Below are 17,326 nucleotides of genomic sequence, written 5' to 3'. Positions count from 1 at the left end.
ATATCAGACGAATAACATATTAAAGATATAAATCGAAAAATTTCCTTTTTACTTAAATGTGCTAACTAAATAATTTGTAATTTAACTTTTTGATATCAACCAAGCATAAAGCATGTCTAAACAATTATCTCCTTTCACAAAACAACAACTCTTACCCCAAGAGGAAACACTGGAAATTTTTAAACGAAAAGGTGAGCTTTTTATAGGGATCCCAAAAGAAACAGCTTTTCAAGAAAGCCGTATTTGCTTAACACCTGATGCTGTTTTTGCTATTGTTAGTAATGGTCACCGTGTTCTTTTAGAGTCTGGAGCTGGTGATGGTGCAAATTTTAGTGACAAGGAGTATAGTGAAGCTGGGGCCGAAATCACAAAAGACACGGCTAAAGTTTTTGCTTGCCCGATGATTTTAAAAGTTGAACCACCAAGCTTAGAACAAATCAAAATGATGAATCCACAAACGATTCTCATTTCAGCATTACAACTTAAAACACAATCTAAAAAATATTTCGAAGCCCTTGCAGCTAAACGCATTACAGCCTTGGCTTTTGAATTTATTCGTGATACTGACGGCAACTACCCTGCTGTTAAATCGCAGAGTGAAATTGCAGGGACAGCTGCGGTTTTAATTGCTTCAGAACTTTTAACAGACGCTAAAAGCGGAAACGGACGTATGTTTGGCAATATCAGTGGTGTACCTCCATTGGAAGTCGTTATACTTGGAGCAGGGACCGTTGGTGAATTTGCTGCACGAAGTTCCATTGGTTTAGGTGCAAGTGTAAAGATTTTCGATAATTCAATTACCAAGTTAAGACGTATTCAAACACATTTAGGTCGTCCATTATATACTTCCACCATACAACCTAAAATATTAACGAAAGCTCTTAAGCGCTGTGATGTGGTTATTGGTGCGATTCGAGGAAATAACCGCTCCCCTATTATTGTTACCGAAAACATGGTTCAAGTCATGAAGAAAGGCAGTATCATTATTGACGTTAGCATTGATATGGGTGGTTGCTTTGAAACCAGTGAAGTCACTTCTCACAAACAACCAACATTTTTAAAACATGACGTTGTACACTATTGCGTGCCTAACATTCCAGCAAGATATTCCAGAACATCATCATTATCAATCAGTAACATTTTTACACCATACCTCTTAAAGATTGCTGAAGATGGCGGCGTTGAAAATTCTATAAGATTTGACAAAGGTTTAAAAAATGGGTTGTACTTTTACCACGGAATTTTAACAAACAAATCGGTTGGTGAATGGTTTAACCTTAATTACAGCGACATTAATTTAATTATATTTTAATCTCATCCTGTTTTAATTAAAGCCAACCATAAATTTTATACATGAAATTAATTCAACGTATTGGGTATTATCTTGGCGGATTTTCATTCGGTTTAATCATTTTGGCATTCTTTTTAAACGGAAAAAAAGTATCATGCAGTTACGGGCCAGATGCCAGAGTGCTTAAAAATATAAGAGAAAAGCAAATTGTTTATCCTTCAGAATTATCGGACACTATTATGGTGAATTATATTTTAAAAAAAGGGGATGTTAATTTCTCTGAAAGTGATGTGCATAAAAAACCATGCGGAGTTTATGTTGTTGAAGGAGAATATGAAGAAAAAAATATTTTATTAACGATTGAAAACTGCGATAGTATTGCAACCATAAGCAATATTGCATACAAATAAAATGGGGCATGGTAATAAAACGAATATTTGATATTGTTTTTTCTTTTTTATCGCTCGTTTTATTTACTCCTTTGCTCCTATTATTAGCTCTTCTCATAAGACTAGATTCAAAAGGACCTGTTATTTTTAAACAATCGCGTGTCGGCAAAATGAATAAAGATTTCAATATCTTTAAGTTTCGTACTATGATTGTTAATTCTGAAGATAAAAACCTTCTTACCTTAGGGAACAACGATAAAAGAATAACGAAACTAGGCTGTATTTTACGCAAATATAAATTAGACGAACTCCCTCAGCTAATCAACGTTTTAATTGGAGACATGAGTTTTGTAGGCCCAAGACCTGAATTGCGACATTATGTTAACTTGTATTCTCAATCTGATTTAGAAGTATTAGCCGTTAAACCAGGCGTTACAGGTTTGGCATCTATAAAATACAGGCATGAAGCAGAGTTATTAAAATCAGCTGAAAACCCAGAAAAATTCTACATTCATTCTATCATGCCGGATAAATTAAAACTCAACAAGGAATATATTAAAAAAAGAAGTTTATTGTTCGATATAAAATTATTATTACAAACTTTTACCAAGATTATCGTAGAATAAGAAATAACTTCTATTTGCACTAAATTTTTATTATTTCTACTTTGTAGCTACTTAAATTAAACCGAATGAACTACTCGATTGATTATTATATAGATCAACTTATTAACCATACCAATATATTTGATACTAATATTAATAATTTCAATCCGAATAAAACTTTCGATTTTTCTGAAGAAACCATCTTAATTACTGGTGCTGCAGGTACGATTGGTAAAGAACTATTTAATCAACTTATAAAATGTTCTTATAAAAAAATCATCCTGGTCGATATTGCAGAATCTGCACTTTATAACCTTTTTATTGATTTTGAAACACAACTCACCAGTTCAATAGTTTTCAAAATAACAAACATAAACGATAAAACTTCGGTTGAATGTTTATTTAACACCTACAAACCAACCATTATTTTTCATTGCGCTGCTTATAAGCATGTGCCTCTAATGGAAACTCATCCTTACGAAGCTATAAAAACAAACATTTTAGCAACAAAGCACCTTTCAGATTTTGCTATTAACTATAATGTAAAGACCTTTGTTTTTATTTCTTCCGACAAAGCTGTTGAACCCACCAGTATTATGGGAATGACTAAAAATATTTCAGAACAGTATCTCAAACAAATTACTCCAAATTCAAATACACAATTTATAATAACTAGGTTTGGAAATATACTAGGTTCGAATGGCTCTGTGCTACCTGTGTTTTTAAGACAAATTGAGTTGAATTCAACTCTAACAATTACTGATAATAGCATGACGCGCTACTTTATAGGCAAAGAAAAAGCATGTCAACTAATACTTGAGTCTACCTGTCTTAAAACGAACAAAAACAATACTTTAATATTTAAAACAAGTCAAGCCGTAAAGATTTTAGATTTAGCAAAAGCTATTATTTCCATTTCAAAAAAGAGTGATTTAAAAATTGAAGTTTCAGGTGTTCGTTCTGGAGAAAAAATGCACGAAACTATGGTAGCTGAAAGTGAATTACTAACTCCAACAAATCACCCCGAAATCTTTCAGATTGAACACAAAAAAAAGCCTACTAAACAAATAGTAGACTTTAAATCTTTGGAAAATATTTCTCCAGAATCATCAACTCAGGAAATTAAGTCGATTTTAAAAAAACTTCTTTAATATTAAAGTTTCTTTCTTCGCTTCTTTTCTTTGGTCAATAATGTTAACTCTCTTCCTGTTTGCCCCGCCACTGAAGTGTTTTCTTCTGCACGACGAATTAAATAAGGCATCACATCTCTAACCGGGCCAAAAGGAATATATTTAGCTACATTATAACCTAAGCTTGATAAATTGAAACTTATATGATCACTCATTCCATATAACTGACCAAACCAAACTCGAGAGTCATTATTCTCTAATCCTTTTTGTTTCATCAAGTTCATTAATAAATATGAACTCTCTTCGTTATGTGTCCCAGCAAACAGCGATATATCTTCAATATGATCTAAAATATAATTTAAACAATCATTAAAGTTATCATCTGTAGCGGCTTTACTTGCACAAATAGGTGTTGGATATCCATTCTCTTCTGCTCTTTCATTTTCCTTTTCCATGTAAGCACCACGAACAATCTTATACCCTAAAAAATAACCTTCAGCTTTAGCTTTCGCATATTCCTTCTTTAGAAATTCCATTCTATCGTGACGATACATTTGAAGTGTATTATATACAACTGGTTTCTCAGTGTTATATTTTTTCATCATCTCAGTTACCAAATCATCAGCAGCATCTTGCATCCAGCTTTCTTCAGCATCGATTAGAACCGCTATATTATAATCTTTCGCTTTTTTACAAACAGCATCAAATCGAGCTACAACCTTATTCCATTCTTCTTGCTCTTTATCTGTAAAAGCTTCTCCTTTTCCTAATTTTTCATATAAATAAAAACGACCAAAGCCTGTTGGTTTAAATACAGCAATTGGAATAGCTTTTAGTTCCTTTGAAAATTCCATGATTTTAAGAACCACATTGCAAGCGTTATCAAACTCTTTTTCACTTTCTTTTCCTTCAACAGAAAAATCAAGTACAGAGCTCACGCCTTTTTCATACATTTTATTAATGACAGGTAAGCAGTCCTCTTCATTTACGCCGCCACAAAAATGATCGAATACCGTGGCGCGAATAAGACCTTTAACCGGCAAATGTGCTTTAATTGCAAAATTTGTCGCTGCTGTCCCTATTCGAACCAAAGGCTCTATAGATATCATTTTGAATAAAAAATAAGCGCGCTCTAATTCAGAGTCACTTTTAAGCGCAAAGGCTACTTCCGTGTTGTCGAATATGCGTTCTACACTCATAACGAAAAATCAAAATTTATATAAAGATAATGCAGGCGAAGTTATCATTTTATGTAAAATCTCCTTAAATTTCACAACTTAAAAAAAAGTTAAAAAAATCAATGGATTCTATTCAAACAAACAACTGTACTATTCATTTTAATGACATTATATATCCTGCTTTAAATAAGCACATTAATGAAAATAATTTTTCAAAAATATTTATTTTAGTTGATGAAAATACACATGAATTTTGCTTACCATTTTTCTTAAAACAATTAGAAACGGAGATTGTTATAGAAATTATAGAAATAGAATCTGGCGAAATAAACAAAACAATCGACACCTGCGTTGGTGTGTGGAACACCCTATCTGAATTAGATGCCGATAGAAAAAGTTTATTAATTAATATTGGCGGCGGAGTTATTACCGATTTAGGAGGTTTTGTAGCCTGCACTTTTAAACGTGGTATTGCTTATGTAAATGTCCCAACAACTCTTCTTTCCATGGTTGATGCTTCTGTTGGAGGAAAAACCGGCGTTGATCTTGGTCATTTGAAAAATCAAATTGGAGTCATAAGTAATCCCAACCTAGTATTAATCGATACCCAATTCCTAGCTACATTACCTCAAAACCAAATGCGTTCAGGTTTAGCTGAAATGCTAAAACACGGACTTATAAGCAGTGAGAACTATTGGAATAAGTTTCAAAACCTTTCAGAATTAAACACGAACGATTTAGATCAACTGATTCATGAATCGGTTTTAATTAAAAAGAATGTCGTTGAAATTGATCCTTTCGAAAACGGATTAAGAAAGACATTGAATTTCGGCCACACCTTAGGTCATGCTATTGAAACTTATTTTTTAAGTACCCCGGAAAAAACAACGCTCTTACACGGAGAAGCCATTGTAATAGGTATGATTTTAGCCGCTTACATCTCAACAGAGTTAACCGGATTCCCAAAAGAAACAACATTAAAAATCAAAGAGTTCTTTACTGAATACTACGGAAAGATTGACATAAGTGAAGATGAACGTCAGCCGATTATGGATTTAATGAAATACGACAAAAAGAACAATCATGGGAATATCAATTTCGTTCTTTTAGAAGACATAGGTAAACCGAAAATAGACTGTTTGGTCGATGATAACATTATAATTGATGCTTTTAATTTTTATGCATCATAAAAACCAAAAGCCTGCAATATAATTGCAGGCTTTTTTTATTAGTCAACCAATTTCAATATCACGTTTACTACTTTCTTCAAATCTTCCTGACTTAGGTTGGATCCGCTTGGTAAACATAGCCCCCTTCTGAATAGGTCTTCAGAAATTCCATTAGTAAAACTCAAACAATTTTTAAAAACAGGTTGCAAATGCATAGGCTTCCATAAAGGTCGTGATTCTATGTTTTCGGCTTCTAAAGCTAAACGAATACACTCCCTTTCCTCAAAAGACTCCAACACAACACAGCTTAACCAACGGTTAGACACACTATTACTAGGCTCCTCTAAGAATGTAATATTTTTAAGTGTAGATAATTCTGTTTTATAAAACTCGAAATTATTCCGTCTCGCTTCCACTCTGCCTTTTAAAACTTTCATTTGTCCTCGCCCAATTCCTGCCAAAACATTACTCATCCTATAGTTAAACCCTATTTTAGAATGCTCATAATGTTCAGATTCTTCTTTTGCCTGACTAGACAAGAATATTGCATTACTCTTTTCATCTAAATTTTTCACCATTAAAGCTCCTCCTGCCGAAGTCGTAATAATTTTATTTCCATTAAACGAAAACACGCTAAAATCCCCAAAAATACCACAAGGCTCACCTTTATAGAAACTACCCAGGGCTTCGGCAGCATCTTCAATAACCGGAATATCATATTTTTTAGCAACAGTATTTATTTCATCAACTTTATAAGGCATTCCATAAAGATGTACCGTAATAATTGCTTTGGGTTTTTTGTAATTTTTTATTCTGTTTTGAATAGCTTCTTCCAGAAGTTTTGGGGACATATTCCAGGTTTCAGCTTCACTATCCACAAAAACAGGTGTTGCACCAGCATAAATCACAGGATTCACTGAAGCTACAAACGTAAAACTCTGACATAAAACTTCATCGCCTTTTGTTATTCCCAATAACAGCATAGCCAGGTGAATTGCTGATGTTCCCGAATTTAATGCAATCGCATAAGCTTTATTATTCAGAAAGTTTTCCAAATCGGATTCAAACCCTTCAATATTATCCCCTACAGGAGCTATCCAATTTGTTTCAAAAGCATGATTTACAAAATCCTGCTCTAACCCACTCATATGCGGAGACGATAAATAAATCCTCTTACTACTGCTCATCAAATTCTTTTAGTAGGTTTAAAACTAAATTAAATCATTTAAAATTGAATAAAAAAAGAAAACAATACATGAATTAGTTTAGCAATTAAAAATACATTTATATTTTTAATCCGTTTTCTAAAAAGAACTATAAAATGACACCTGAACAATTAGACATCCTAAAAAATAAACACGTTTTAGTAACGGGTGGCGCTGGTTTTATAGGCTCAAATCTTTGTGAATATCTTCTATCTTACCATATAAAGGTGACTTGTCTGGATAATTTTTCCACCGGAAAAAGAGAAAATCTGGAGGGTTTTAAAAATCATCCGAATTTTAAGCTCATTGAAGGAGATATTAGAAATCTGAATGATTGTAAAGCTGCATGCTACAATGTAGATTATGTTTTACATCAAGCCGCTCTAGGTTCTGTTCCCCGATCTATAAGTGACCCAATCACCACAAACGAGGTTAATGTTTCTGGTTTTTTAAATATGCTTGTTGCCTCAAAAGAAGCTAATGTAAAGCGTTTTATTTATGCCGCAAGCTCCTCAACTTATGGAGATAGCAAATCTTTACCTAAAGTAGAACATAAAATAGGAAAACCGCTTTCTCCATACGCTATTACAAAATACGTTAACGAATTATATGCTGATATTTTCCATTCTACATATGGTTTGGATTCTATCGGATTGCGATATTTCAATGTATTTGGAAGACGTCAAGACCCAAACGGAGCGTATGCTGCTGTTATCCCAAAATTTGTTCAGCAACTTATAAAACATGAATCTCCCGTAATTAATGGAGATGGAAGCTACTCAAGGGATTTTACTTATATAGATAATGTTGTTCAAATTAATATTAATGCATTAACAACTACAAATGAAAATGCGTTAAATACCGTTTACAATGTAGCCTATGGTGAGCGTACAACACTTTTAGAACTTACGTCTTTACTAAAAACCTACCTGTCATCTTATGATGAAAATATAAAACACATTGAAATTAAACACAAAGACAATAGAATTGGTGACATCCCCCATTCCTTAGCCTCAATAGACAAGGCAAAAGATTTATTAAATTACAACCCAAAATACGATATAAAATCAGGATTACAAGAAGCTGTTAAGTGGTATTGGAATCATTTGAGATAAAAGACTTTAATACATATGAAGGATATTAAAATTGCTATTGTAGGCTTAGGCTATGTTGGCTTACCCCTCGCAAGATTATTTGCTACAAAATACCCCGTTATAGGTTTTGATATCAGTCAAAAACGCATAGAAGAATTAAACAAAGGCAATGACATAACACTAGAAGTTGAAGAAGATGAACTGAAAGCGGTTTTAAAATCTTCAACAGAAAGCATGTCTAATGGTCTTTTTTGTTCTTCTCAATTAGAAGACATTAAAGAATGTAATTATTACATTGTAACTGTCCCTACTCCTATTGACAAAAACAATAAACCTGATTTAACACCTCTTTATAAATCCACTGAATCGATTGCTAAAGTTTTAAAACAAGGCGATATTGTTATTTACGAGTCCACAGTTTACCCGGGAGTAACAGAAGATGAATGCATCCCTGTTTTAGAAAATATAAGCGGATTAAAATTCAACAAAGACTTTTTTGCAGGTTATTCTCCGGAGCGTATTAACCCAGGAGATAAATTGCATACGGTAGACAAAATTCTAAAGGTCACTTCTGGCTCCACCCCAGAAATTGGTAAAAAAGTAGACCAATTATACGCTAGTGTTATTTCTGCAGGCACTCATTTAGCCCCATCTATAAAAGTTGCTGAAGCTGCAAAAGTTATTGAAAACTCACAACGCGATATTAATATTGCTTTTGTGAATGAGTTAGCAAAGATTTTCAACCTAATGAATATTGACACACAAGCCGTTTTAGAAGCTGCCGGAACCAAATGGAACTTTCTTCCTTTTAAACCTGGCTTAGTTGGAGGACACTGCATAGGTGTTGATCCTTATTATTTAGCTCAAAAAGCTATCGAAATAGGTTATCACCCGGAAATCATCTTAGCCGGACGTCGCGTGAATGACAGCATGGGGCATTATGTGGCTTCTGAGGTTATTAAACTTATGGCGCAAAAAGATATTCGAATCAAGGATGCTAAAATTTTAATCCTCGGCATCACATTTAAAGAAAATTGCCCTGATGTTAGAAATACCAAAGTTGTAGATGTAATTAATCAATTACAAAGTTACGGTACAGAAGTAACGATTTACGACCCTTGGGCCGAACCAGACGAAGTATTTTACGAATACAACCTTAAAACAATTACAGAATTACCAGATAACACATTTGACGCTGTAGTATTAGCTGTTTCTCACAGCGAATTTCTAAACATAACTATAAAGAATCTTTTAAAACCAAATAGCGTTCTATACGACGTAAAAGGTTTTTTAAAAGAACCTGTTAACGGAAGGCTATAAAACAAAAAAAACGCTGATTATATAAATCAGCGTTTTTCTTATGCATAGAGATTAAGCTTACATTTCATTGAAAATAGTATGCATTAATCGTTTTTTATCATTGATACTCTCTTCTAACGATATCATAGTTTCTGTTCTGTAAACACCTTCAATATCATCCAGCATAAAGATTACTTCCTTAGCGTGTTCTGTACTTTTTGCACGAATCTTACAGAAAACATTAAATTTACCTGTTGTAATATGCGCAACGGTAACGTAAGGAATCTGATTAATTCTTTCTAAAACAAATTTAGTTTCCGAAGTTTTATTTAAAAATACTCCTACGTATGCTATGAAAGAATATCCTAATTTTTTATAATCTAACATTAAAGAAGAACCTTTAATAATACCATGTTCTTCCATTTTCTTCACTCTTACGTGCACAGTACCTGCCGATATTAGTAATTTTTTTGCAATGTCTGTAAACGGAATCCTAGTGTTATCGATTAACATATCAAGGATTTGGTGATCAATCTCGTCTAATTTAATTTTCCCCATAATTAATTATTCTTAAGTATAAAGCAAAAATAGTACATTTTCTTTAAAAATAATACATTAATAATAGGCTTTATTTTGAAATTAATGAGATTTTTTCATTATTCATAATCACGAAAACGTTTTCGTCACCTATCTTAATAGGATTCCCTGATTCATTTAACACTTCTAAACCATTGGCCTGAATCGTTTTATGTGCATAAAATTCTTTCAAATCCTCGATTTTATCAACTTTAGGAATAAAAACAACTTCATCATCAACCAATGTCTCCTGAAACATAATGCCAATATCACCAATAGATGCATTTCTAATAATAACATCTAAAAATAGTTTTTCGTTTTCAGGAATTTCTAAATAAGCTTCATAATTACCCCCTGAAACGTTGTTTTTAGCTATATAATCAAAGGAAGTGATGTAAGATATATAAATAAGCTCTCGTGTCTTTTCCCTTCCGTAATCATCATGAAAATGACCTGCTTCAAATAAAATGGTTGGCACATTTTTACTTTGAAACGTATCTCCTACACAATTTAAGTTAAAGGCATCATCATACACCCCAACCTGCCCTGGTATCTCCTTTTGCAGAGCCTCATTCATTACACTTATAATCTCCATAGCCACCTTTCTGTTAGGCGTAATAGTACATTCCTGGTCCTGCGCTGGTGACAAGAATGATATTGTAGCCGATTTTTCAGCTCTCCCAGCACTAAAAATAGTACGCTGACCATGTAGATTATAACAATAATGTGGTTTAAAAGCTTCGAAAGCTGCTTTCAGAACCAAACTTTCAGGCTGAGTTAAATTTTGAGCATCCCTGTTTAAATCCACTTCATTGGCATTTATTCGAGTATAAGCCTTAGCGCCATCCGGATTTAAAATTGGAATAACATACAAAGTACAAGCTTCTAAAATGTGTTTTACAGAAGCATCGTTGCTTAATAAGGTGTTTGTAAGATCAAAAATAGCCTTAGTTGTTGTCGATTCGTTACCGTGCATTTGCGACCACATAAGAATCCGTTTATCACCTTTACCAATTTTAAATGCATATATATCGTCTTTTAAAACAGATTGCCCAATACACTCAATATTTAATTGGTTGTTTAAAGAATCTAGAACAGGTTTAATGTGATTGTTGGTTATATATCGATGACTTAAACGCGACTCTTTGTTGTTTAAGTAAAGTGATTTTATGGTCTCTAATTGCATGATAATAATTTGTTGACAAATGTAAGAATTTAAAAAGTTACAATTGTCAACAATCGGTGATTTACAATTGTAAACATTAATTTAAAATTAGTTGTATACATTTGTAAACACTGGTGTTTCGTCGGATAACCCTTTAATCTCCATAATAACTTAGTTGTTTATCGACAAACAGCAATATATATTTAAAATATTATATTTCAGTTATTTAATGATATTACATTAAAGTAAAGCTTTATATAAATTTACATTTTTTACTTGTTTTTTGTATACATTTGTATACTGTAAATATATTTTTGTTACATTTGTGACATGGTAAACATTTGTAAACGATTACAATGATAAACACAGAAGAATTCACAACACGCCTGGAGAGAGTCATCAATTTTTACGGTGAATCTGCCTCTTCTTTTGCAGAAAAAATAGGTGTTCAACGCTCAAGCATATCGCACATTTTATCCGGGCGAAATAAACCAAGTTTAGAGTTTGTTCTAAAAATTCTTTCAGCTTATCCGGAAGTAGAATTGTATTGGTTGTTAAATGGCAAAGGAAGTTTTCCTGCGAAAAAAGAAATTACACCTTCACCTCCGGTTGAAGCTCCTCCAAAAATTAATCAGGTTGTAAATACACCACCAATTTCCAGAGCGCCCATAAATCTTCCAGAAGAAAAAATATTTTCTGAAAATGCAAATGACAAAACTATAGAGCGTATTGTTGTTTTTTATTCAGATGGTACTTTTAAGAACTATCACAATTAAAATTAAGATTGTTTAGTACCTTTGCCTGAAATTTTAAAACCATATAATTCGTCCAGATGAAATTTTTATACGCTCTAATCTTTTTAAGCTTATTTAGCTGTTATGAAACGACACGTAATTGTAGTGATTACAAAACCGGAGAATTTTATAGCGAAGTAACTATTAACGGCGAATTATTTAAGTCAAAGTTTAAACGTACTGAAGATCTTCAGGTGGAAACCTACAACAATAAAGTAGATTCTTCTTCTTTACGATGGATTAATGATTGTGAAGTTATTTTTAAAACCATTAATCCGAAAAACATGGCCGAACGAAAAGATATTCATTTAAAAATCTTAACAACCACCGACAGCTCTTACACTTACGAATACTCGTATGTTGGCGAAACCAAAAAACAAAAGGGAATAGCTTATAGAACAAAGTAAAACACCTCGATACAAGTACACGAGGCGTTATAAAGAAACTTAGTTTAATTTTGAAGCAAGCTTCAAAATATTGACATTTCGGTTATCGAGTAAAATTCAGAATTTAATCGAATGGATACAAAAACGACTCAACAACATTAAATTCAATTTGTTGATCTTCGTTAATGTAATAGGTTAAAAACATTTCTCCCCAGTATTTTCCATCCGTGAAATCTGCAATAATCCATTTGTGATTTAACAATTTAATAGTGTTAATCATCATACGTTTACCTTCACTTGCGGCATATGGTACCATAGGATGTTCTCCTTTTACTTCATTCAACTTGTAAAGTTCGTCTTTTATAATAGGAATTAATTCACTTGTATTGTAACCTTGATTTTCAAAATAGCTAATCGCGTCTTCATTTCTATTTAAATTGAAATGTGATAAATCTGCAATTTCGTGTTGCATGGTTACCAGTGAATCTTTGTATTGCTGTAATTGTTCTTTATAATCACCAATGTTTTTGTTCATGTCTTCAAACACGCGTTTCGAGTTAACAAACTGAAACAATACCAATAACATGGCAAACACAAACAAATACATAAAAATTCTTTGCTTCATCTTCTATTTTTTAAATGATAATTTGTAATTCATCGTGGGCCAAAAATACATTTTCTGGCAAAGTTTTCTCTACTTCTTCGTGAAAACCTAACAAATGACTAATATGAGTTAAATATGCTTTTCCCGGATTTACCTTATTTATAAAGTCTAAAGCCTCGTCTAAATTAAAGTGAGAATAATGTGGTTCGTAACGTAATGCATTAACAACTAAAACTTTTACATTTTTTATTTTTTCAATCTCCTTTTCTTTTAAGGTCTTCATATCGGTGAGATATGCAAAATCTCCAAATTTATATCCAAAAACCTGTAAGTCTCCATGCTTTCCGTTTACCGGAATAACTTCCAAATTCTTTAACTGAAACGGTTTATTTTTAACACGGTTTGTAAGGACTGTTGGTGCTCCCGGATATTTGTTTTTTGTAGCAAATATATAATCGTACTTCTTTACTAAAGATTTTAAAACACGCTTGTGTGCATAAATAGGAATGTCGCCTTGTCTGAAATAAAACGGACGAATATCATCTAAACCCGCAACATGGTCGGCATGTTCATGAGTGAACACAATACCATCTATTCTTTTACAACCTGAACGTAACATTTGATATCTGAAATCAGGACCACAATCTATTACATAAGTGTAATTATTCCATTCAACTAAAACGGACACTCTTAGTCGCTTATCCTTAGGATCTTTACTTAAACAAACTGGATGATCGCTCCCTATTATAGGAACTCCTTGAGATGTACCTGTACCAAGAAATGTTATTTTCAATCGATTCTTAAGTTTATCACAAAAATAAGAATGTTTTTTTGTTTCCCTTACTTATTTAATATCTTTACTCCACAATAGAAACTAACTTTAAAAACCTATGGAAATAACCATTAAAGGTGATAGAGAATTTGATGATATTCCTTCGTTAAAAACTAAAGCCCTTCGAATTAACTTAAACGAAAATATTTACGGAACCTTCGCCGAAATTGGTGCCGGACAAGAAACCTGTAGACATTTTTTTAGAGCCGGGGGTGCTTCTGGAACCATTGCAAAGGCAATGTCTGCTTACGATAAAGATTTTAGTGATGCTATATATGGTGCCGAAGACGACGGTCGATATGTAACTGAAGCGCGTTTAAGAAAAATGTTAACCCATGAGATGAATCTTATGGAAAACCGCTTAACACGTGAAAAAAATCCGAATAAAATCTTCTTTACCTATGCCAATACTGTAGCAACTATAGATTTTGCTAAGCAATTTAAAGGACACGGTTGGGTTGGTATTAAATATCAGGTTGAAGCTGGTGGCGATTACAACGAAATTATTTTACACCTTCGTTTTAAAGAAACCGATGCCAGATTACAACAAGAAACCCTTGGAGTTTTAGGAACTAACTTAATTTATGGCGCTTTTTATAAATATAACGAACCTAAAAAATTACTTCGTTATTTATACGACCATTTAGATAAAGATCGATTAGAAATCGATACCATAAACTTCTCTGGTCCTGTCTTTAAAAATGTAGACAACCGTTTAATGAGTTTACAACTGGTTAAGAATGGCATGACCGATGCCGTAATGTTTGGGCCTGACGGAACAAATGTTTTGCCTGCTAAAATATTTTACAAAAAAAACATTTTAGCGCTTCGCGGAAGTTTTAGACCCGTAACCAAGGTAAACATGGAGATGTATGAAAAATCATACGAAATGTTTATCAAAGAAAATAAAGTTGATAAAGAAAAAACCGAAGTTGTTTTCGAGATTACCTTATCTAATTTAAGAGCTGAAGGTGAAATTGACGAGCAGGATTTCATTGATAGAGCCGATTTACTTTGTGCGCTTGGACATTCGGTAATGATTTCGAACTTCCAGGAATACTATAAAGTAGTAGAATACTTCTCTAACTATACAAAATCCAGAATGGGATTAGCCATGGGTGTTAGCAATCTAGTTGATATTTTCGACGAGAAATATTACAGACATTTAAGTGGAGGTATTTTAGAAGCATTTGGTAAGTTATTCTTTAAGGATTTAAAAGTTTACCTATACCCAATGCACGATCAGGAAACCGGTGAATTAATTACCAGTGAAAACCTAAAAGTGTATCCACGTATGAAAGAATTATATAAATTCTTTAAATACAATGGCAAAGTAATCGACATTGAAGAATACGATCCTACAATTATGAATATTTTCTCTCGCGAAATCTTAAATATGATTGCCAATGGGGAAAGCGGATGGGAAGATATGGTACCTGACGGAACAGCTGAATTAATTAAAGATTATAGATTATTCGGTTATTCAAGAAAACCATTAACTCTAATCAGAAAAAGAAAATAATCTTTCTATATAGAAACAAAAAAGCAGCTTTATTAAGCTGCTTTTTTTATGTGATATTTTCAAACTTTAAGCTTCTAAAATTTGAGCTGCGTGATCTTTAGTTTTTACTTTTTCAATAACACGCTCTACAACCCCGTTTTCATCAATAATAAAAGTCATTCGGTGAATTCCATCGAATTCGCGTCCCATAAATTTCTTCGGTCCCCAAACACCAAATGCATTAATCACCGTTTTATCTTCATCAGCTAACAAAGGAAAAGGAAATTCATATTTATCTTTAAAATTGCTTTGACGCTTTGCGCTATCGGCACTCACGCCTAACAATTCAAATCCTTTTTCTTTTAAAACCTCAAAATTATCTCTAAGATTACAAGCTTCAGCAGTACAACCAGGCGTGCTCGCTTTCGGATAGAAAAATACAATTAACTTTTTACCTTTATAATCACTTAGCGATACCGCATTACCTTGTTCGTCTATTGAAGAAAAATCAGGTACTGTATCTCCTACTTTTAACGTATTCATTTGTTTAATTTTTACAATTTAAATTCAATATCAAAGCCAAATACAATAGTTGTATTAACTTTGCTTTTGTACAAAAATACGATTTATGACCAAGGAACAAAAAATTGAGTTCGTAATAAAAACACTTAAAGAGTTATATCCTACTATACCAGTACCATTAGATCATAAAGATCCGTATACCTTGTTAATTGCGGTATTAATGTCTGCACAAAGTACCGATGTTCGCGTTAATCAAATTACACCTTTGTTGTTTGAAAAAGCCGACAATCCTTATGATATGGTAAAACTAACGGTTGAAGAAATTAGAGAAATCATCAAACCTGTAGGTTTGTCACCTATGAAAAGTAAAGGCATTCATGGCTTATCGAAAATTCTTATTGAAAAACACAATGGCGAGGTACCTCAAAATTTTGAAGATTTAGAGGAATTACCTGCTGTAGGTCATAAAACTGCGGGAGTGGTTTTGTCTCAAGCTTTTGGTATTCCTGCTTTTCCGGTAGACACACATATTCTTCGTTTAATGTATCGCTGGAATTTAAGTAACGGAAAAAGTGTTGCTCAAACAGAAAAAGATGCTAAACGCCTATTCCCGATGGAATTATGGAATGATTTGCATCTTCAAATTATTTGGTATGGCCGCGAATATTCGCCTGCCCGAGGTTGGAATTTAGATAAAGATATTATTACTAAAACAATAGGAAGAAAGTCTGTGATCGATGATTACTATAAAGCAAAAAAGTCCTAATTTTCATTAGGACTTTTCCAACTTAATTCAGAAGCGCTTCAAACTTCTTTTTATTACAATTTATAACACTTAAAGCCTTTGAATAATCAAGAAGAAATTTTACCGTTTCTTCGCGCGGTTCCATTGCATTCGATTTTTTAATAGAATTTCCAGAGTAAAGTTTTGCCATTATATTAATTTAAGGATTCATTTAAATTACTAACGTGGCAAAAATCAGTTTATTGCATTAATTCGTTAAAATAATATTATGCTTATCAATTATTTTTCTAAGGTTAATTAAAGCATATCGCATGCGCCCTAAAGCCGTATTGATACTCACCCCTGTTTTATCTGATATTTCTTTAAAACTTAAGTCATCATAAATACGCATTAGCAACACCTGTTTTTGATCGTCCGGAAGTTCTTCAACCAAACGTCTTACATCATTTTCTACCTGATATTTAATAATACTACTTTCTGCATTTAAGCTATTATCACTCAAAACCGAAAAAATATTGAATTCCTCAGTATTATCGAATTTAGGCATACGATTGTTTTTCCTGAAATAATCAATCACAAGGTTATGAGATATTCGCATCACCCAAGGTAAAAATTTACCTTCTTCGTTATACGCTCCTCGTTTTAAAGTGCGAATCACTTTAATAAAGGTATCCTGAAAAATATCTTCGGCAACATCTCTGTCGTAAACCTTCGAGAATATAAAACTGTAAATTTTTTGTTTGTGCCTGTTTATTAGTATTTCCAGAGCACTTTCATCTCCTTTAATGTAGTTGCTAACTAAGATAGAATCTTGTATGTTATCGTATTGCATAATCATTAC

Annotated in this window: 20 protein-coding genes; 11 read left to right on the top strand and 9 right to left on the bottom strand. The window is 32.8% G+C overall.

The window, feature by feature from the left end; translation table 11 throughout:
* Positions 1–112: 112 nt before the first annotated feature.
* The 4 genes from NO995_RS08035 (at position 113) to NO995_RS08020 (ending at position 3,436) form a co-directional block, all read left to right on the top strand.
* Positions 113–1,312, top strand: a complete 1,200-nt coding sequence (locus NO995_RS08035; protein WP_240574998.1) for an alanine dehydrogenase — start codon at positions 113–115, stop codon at positions 1,310–1,312.
* A 41-nt stretch (positions 1,313–1,353) separates the two neighbouring features.
* Positions 1,354–1,701 (top strand): hypothetical protein, encoded by a 348-nt coding sequence (locus NO995_RS08030; RefSeq protein ID WP_240574999.1) that lies wholly within the window; start codon positions 1,354–1,356, stop codon positions 1,699–1,701.
* Positions 1,702–1,709: 8 nt separating this feature from the next.
* Positions 1,710–2,306, top strand: coding sequence for a sugar transferase (locus tag NO995_RS08025; protein ID WP_258227054.1), 597 nt, complete (start codon positions 1,710–1,712; stop codon positions 2,304–2,306).
* Positions 2,307–2,371: 65 nt separating this feature from the next.
* Positions 2,372–3,436 carry a polysaccharide biosynthesis protein gene (locus tag NO995_RS08020; RefSeq protein WP_258227053.1) on the top strand — a complete coding sequence of 355 codons (1,065 nt, stop codon included), beginning with the start codon at positions 2,372–2,374 and terminating at the stop codon, positions 3,434–3,436.
* A gap of 2 nt (positions 3,437–3,438) precedes the next feature.
* Here NO995_RS08020 and NO995_RS08015 read toward each other — a convergent pair whose 3' ends face one another.
* Positions 3,439–4,614: a proline dehydrogenase family protein gene (locus NO995_RS08015; RefSeq protein WP_258227052.1), complete on the bottom strand. Its 1,176-nt coding sequence runs from the start codon at positions 4,612–4,614 to the stop codon at positions 3,439–3,441.
* Positions 4,615–4,715: 101 nt separating this feature from the next.
* Between NO995_RS08015 and aroB the strand changes: the two genes are divergently transcribed.
* Positions 4,716–5,783, top strand: coding sequence for a 3-dehydroquinate synthase (gene aroB, locus NO995_RS08010; RefSeq protein WP_258227051.1), 1,068 nt, complete (start codon positions 4,716–4,718; stop codon positions 5,781–5,783).
* A gap of 38 nt (positions 5,784–5,821) precedes the next feature.
* On the opposite strand, the gene NO995_RS08005 is transcribed toward aroB, so the two are convergent.
* Positions 5,822–6,949, bottom strand: coding sequence for a DegT/DnrJ/EryC1/StrS aminotransferase family protein (locus tag NO995_RS08005; protein WP_258227050.1), 1,128 nt, complete (start codon positions 6,947–6,949; stop codon positions 5,822–5,824).
* Between the two features lie 134 nt (positions 6,950–7,083).
* Here NO995_RS08005 and NO995_RS08000 point away from each other — a divergent pair, with 134 nt between their 5' ends.
* The gene (locus tag NO995_RS08000) at positions 7,084–8,082 is read left to right on the top strand and encodes an SDR family oxidoreductase (RefSeq protein WP_258227049.1); all 999 of its coding nucleotides are present in this window, start codon (positions 7,084–7,086) and stop codon (positions 8,080–8,082) included.
* A gap of 15 nt (positions 8,083–8,097) precedes the next feature.
* On the top strand, positions 8,098–9,381 hold the full coding sequence (locus tag NO995_RS07995; protein ID WP_258227048.1) for a nucleotide sugar dehydrogenase: 1,284 nt from the start codon (positions 8,098–8,100) through the stop codon (positions 9,379–9,381).
* 57 nt (positions 9,382–9,438) lie between these two features.
* Here NO995_RS07995 and NO995_RS07990 read toward each other — a convergent pair whose 3' ends face one another.
* Complete coding sequence (locus NO995_RS07990; protein ID WP_240575007.1) at positions 9,439–9,918, bottom strand: Lrp/AsnC family transcriptional regulator; 480 nt, start codon at positions 9,916–9,918, stop codon at positions 9,439–9,441.
* A gap of 70 nt (positions 9,919–9,988) precedes the next feature.
* Positions 9,989–11,122: a M14 family zinc carboxypeptidase gene (locus tag NO995_RS07985; protein WP_258227047.1), complete on the bottom strand. Its 1,134-nt coding sequence runs from the start codon at positions 11,120–11,122 to the stop codon at positions 9,989–9,991.
* A 335-nt stretch (positions 11,123–11,457) separates the two neighbouring features.
* On the opposite strand from NO995_RS07985, the gene NO995_RS07980 reads away from it, so the two are divergent.
* On the top strand, positions 11,458–11,877 hold the full coding sequence (locus NO995_RS07980; protein WP_258227046.1) for a helix-turn-helix domain-containing protein: 420 nt from the start codon (positions 11,458–11,460) through the stop codon (positions 11,875–11,877).
* A gap of 56 nt (positions 11,878–11,933) precedes the next feature.
* Positions 11,934–12,302: a DNA topoisomerase IV gene (locus NO995_RS07975; protein ID WP_258227045.1), complete on the top strand. Its 369-nt coding sequence runs from the start codon at positions 11,934–11,936 to the stop codon at positions 12,300–12,302.
* Between the two features lie 103 nt (positions 12,303–12,405).
* Here the strand turns inward: NO995_RS07975 and NO995_RS07970 are convergent, their stop codons facing one another.
* Positions 12,406–12,906, bottom strand: coding sequence for a hydrolase (locus NO995_RS07970; RefSeq protein WP_258227044.1), 501 nt, complete (start codon positions 12,904–12,906; stop codon positions 12,406–12,408).
* A gap of 10 nt (positions 12,907–12,916) precedes the next feature.
* The gene (locus tag NO995_RS07965) at positions 12,917–13,678 is read right to left on the bottom strand and encodes an MBL fold metallo-hydrolase (RefSeq protein ID WP_258227043.1); all 762 of its coding nucleotides are present in this window, start codon (positions 13,676–13,678) and stop codon (positions 12,917–12,919) included.
* A gap of 97 nt (positions 13,679–13,775) precedes the next feature.
* Here NO995_RS07965 and NO995_RS07960 point away from each other — a divergent pair, with 97 nt between their 5' ends.
* The gene (locus tag NO995_RS07960; protein ID WP_240575013.1) at positions 13,776–15,239 is read left to right on the top strand and encodes a TonB-dependent receptor; all 1,464 of its coding nucleotides are present in this window, start codon (positions 13,776–13,778) and stop codon (positions 15,237–15,239) included.
* Positions 15,240–15,305: 66 nt separating this feature from the next.
* Here NO995_RS07960 and bcp read toward each other — a convergent pair whose 3' ends face one another.
* Entirely contained in the window at positions 15,306–15,761 is a 456-nt protein-coding gene (gene bcp / locus NO995_RS07955) for a thioredoxin-dependent thiol peroxidase (RefSeq protein WP_258227042.1), read from the bottom strand.
* A gap of 85 nt (positions 15,762–15,846) precedes the next feature.
* On the opposite strand from bcp, the gene nth reads away from it, so the two are divergent.
* Positions 15,847–16,506 (top strand): endonuclease III, encoded by a 660-nt coding sequence (gene nth, locus NO995_RS07950; protein WP_258227041.1) that lies wholly within the window; start codon positions 15,847–15,849, stop codon positions 16,504–16,506.
* 22 nt (positions 16,507–16,528) lie between these two features.
* On the opposite strand, the gene NO995_RS07945 is transcribed toward nth, so the two are convergent.
* Positions 16,529–16,675 carry a hypothetical protein gene (locus NO995_RS07945; protein ID WP_240575016.1) on the bottom strand — a complete coding sequence of 49 codons (147 nt, stop codon included), beginning with the start codon at positions 16,673–16,675 and terminating at the stop codon, positions 16,529–16,531.
* Between the two features lie 57 nt (positions 16,676–16,732).
* Positions 16,733–17,317, bottom strand: a complete 585-nt coding sequence (locus tag NO995_RS07940; protein WP_258227595.1) for an RNA polymerase sigma factor — start codon at positions 17,315–17,317, stop codon at positions 16,733–16,735.
* Between the last annotated feature and the right edge of the window lie 9 nt (positions 17,318–17,326).

This window comes from Aestuariibaculum sp. M13 (assembly GCF_024723255.1).
Taxonomy (GTDB): Bacteria; Bacteroidota; Bacteroidia; order Flavobacteriales; family Flavobacteriaceae; genus Aestuariibaculum; species Aestuariibaculum lutulentum.
Note: the sequence above shows the minus strand (reverse complement) of the source record. Positions and strands in the feature narration are given on the sequence as shown.

What these genes read in the sequence shown, in the direction of transcription:
- NO995_RS07985 (WP_258227047.1), bottom strand. Translation starts at nt 11,122, where the DNA reads ATGCAATTAGAGACCATAAAATCACTTTACTTAAACAACAAAGAGTCG.
- NO995_RS08000 (WP_258227049.1), top strand. Translation starts at nt 7,084, where the DNA reads ATGACACCTGAACAATTAGACATCCTAAAAAATAAACACGTTTTAGTA.
- NO995_RS07940 (WP_258227595.1), bottom strand. Translation starts at nt 17,317, where the DNA reads ATGCAATACGATAACATACAAGATTCTATCTTAGTTAGCAACTACATT.
- aroB (WP_258227051.1), top strand. Translation starts at nt 4,716, where the DNA reads ATGGATTCTATTCAAACAAACAACTGTACTATTCATTTTAATGACATT.
- NO995_RS07990 (WP_240575007.1), bottom strand. Translation starts at nt 9,918, where the DNA reads ATGGGGAAAATTAAATTAGACGAGATTGATCACCAAATCCTTGATATG.
- nth (WP_258227041.1), top strand. Translation starts at nt 15,847, where the DNA reads ATGACCAAGGAACAAAAAATTGAGTTCGTAATAAAAACACTTAAAGAG.
- NO995_RS07960 (WP_240575013.1), top strand. Translation starts at nt 13,776, where the DNA reads ATGGAAATAACCATTAAAGGTGATAGAGAATTTGATGATATTCCTTCG.
- NO995_RS08035 (WP_240574998.1), top strand. Translation starts at nt 113, where the DNA reads ATGTCTAAACAATTATCTCCTTTCACAAAACAACAACTCTTACCCCAA.
- NO995_RS08015 (WP_258227052.1), bottom strand. Translation starts at nt 4,614, where the DNA reads ATGAGTGTAGAACGCATATTCGACAACACGGAAGTAGCCTTTGCGCTT.
- NO995_RS07975 (WP_258227045.1), top strand. Translation starts at nt 11,934, where the DNA reads ATGAAATTTTTATACGCTCTAATCTTTTTAAGCTTATTTAGCTGTTAT.
- NO995_RS07995 (WP_258227048.1), top strand. Translation starts at nt 8,098, where the DNA reads ATGAAGGATATTAAAATTGCTATTGTAGGCTTAGGCTATGTTGGCTTA.
- bcp (WP_258227042.1), bottom strand. Translation starts at nt 15,761, where the DNA reads ATGAATACGTTAAAAGTAGGAGATACAGTACCTGATTTTTCTTCAATA.
- NO995_RS07970 (WP_258227044.1), bottom strand. Translation starts at nt 12,906, where the DNA reads ATGAAGCAAAGAATTTTTATGTATTTGTTTGTGTTTGCCATGTTATTG.
- NO995_RS08005 (WP_258227050.1), bottom strand. Translation starts at nt 6,949, where the DNA reads ATGAGCAGTAGTAAGAGGATTTATTTATCGTCTCCGCATATGAGTGGG.
- NO995_RS08030 (WP_240574999.1), top strand. Translation starts at nt 1,354, where the DNA reads ATGAAATTAATTCAACGTATTGGGTATTATCTTGGCGGATTTTCATTC.
- NO995_RS07945 (WP_240575016.1), bottom strand. Translation starts at nt 16,675, where the DNA reads ATGGCAAAACTTTACTCTGGAAATTCTATTAAAAAATCGAATGCAATG.
- NO995_RS07980 (WP_258227046.1), top strand. Translation starts at nt 11,458, where the DNA reads ATGATAAACACAGAAGAATTCACAACACGCCTGGAGAGAGTCATCAAT.
- NO995_RS08025 (WP_258227054.1), top strand. Translation starts at nt 1,710, where the DNA reads ATGGTAATAAAACGAATATTTGATATTGTTTTTTCTTTTTTATCGCTC.
- NO995_RS08020 (WP_258227053.1), top strand. Translation starts at nt 2,372, where the DNA reads ATGAACTACTCGATTGATTATTATATAGATCAACTTATTAACCATACC.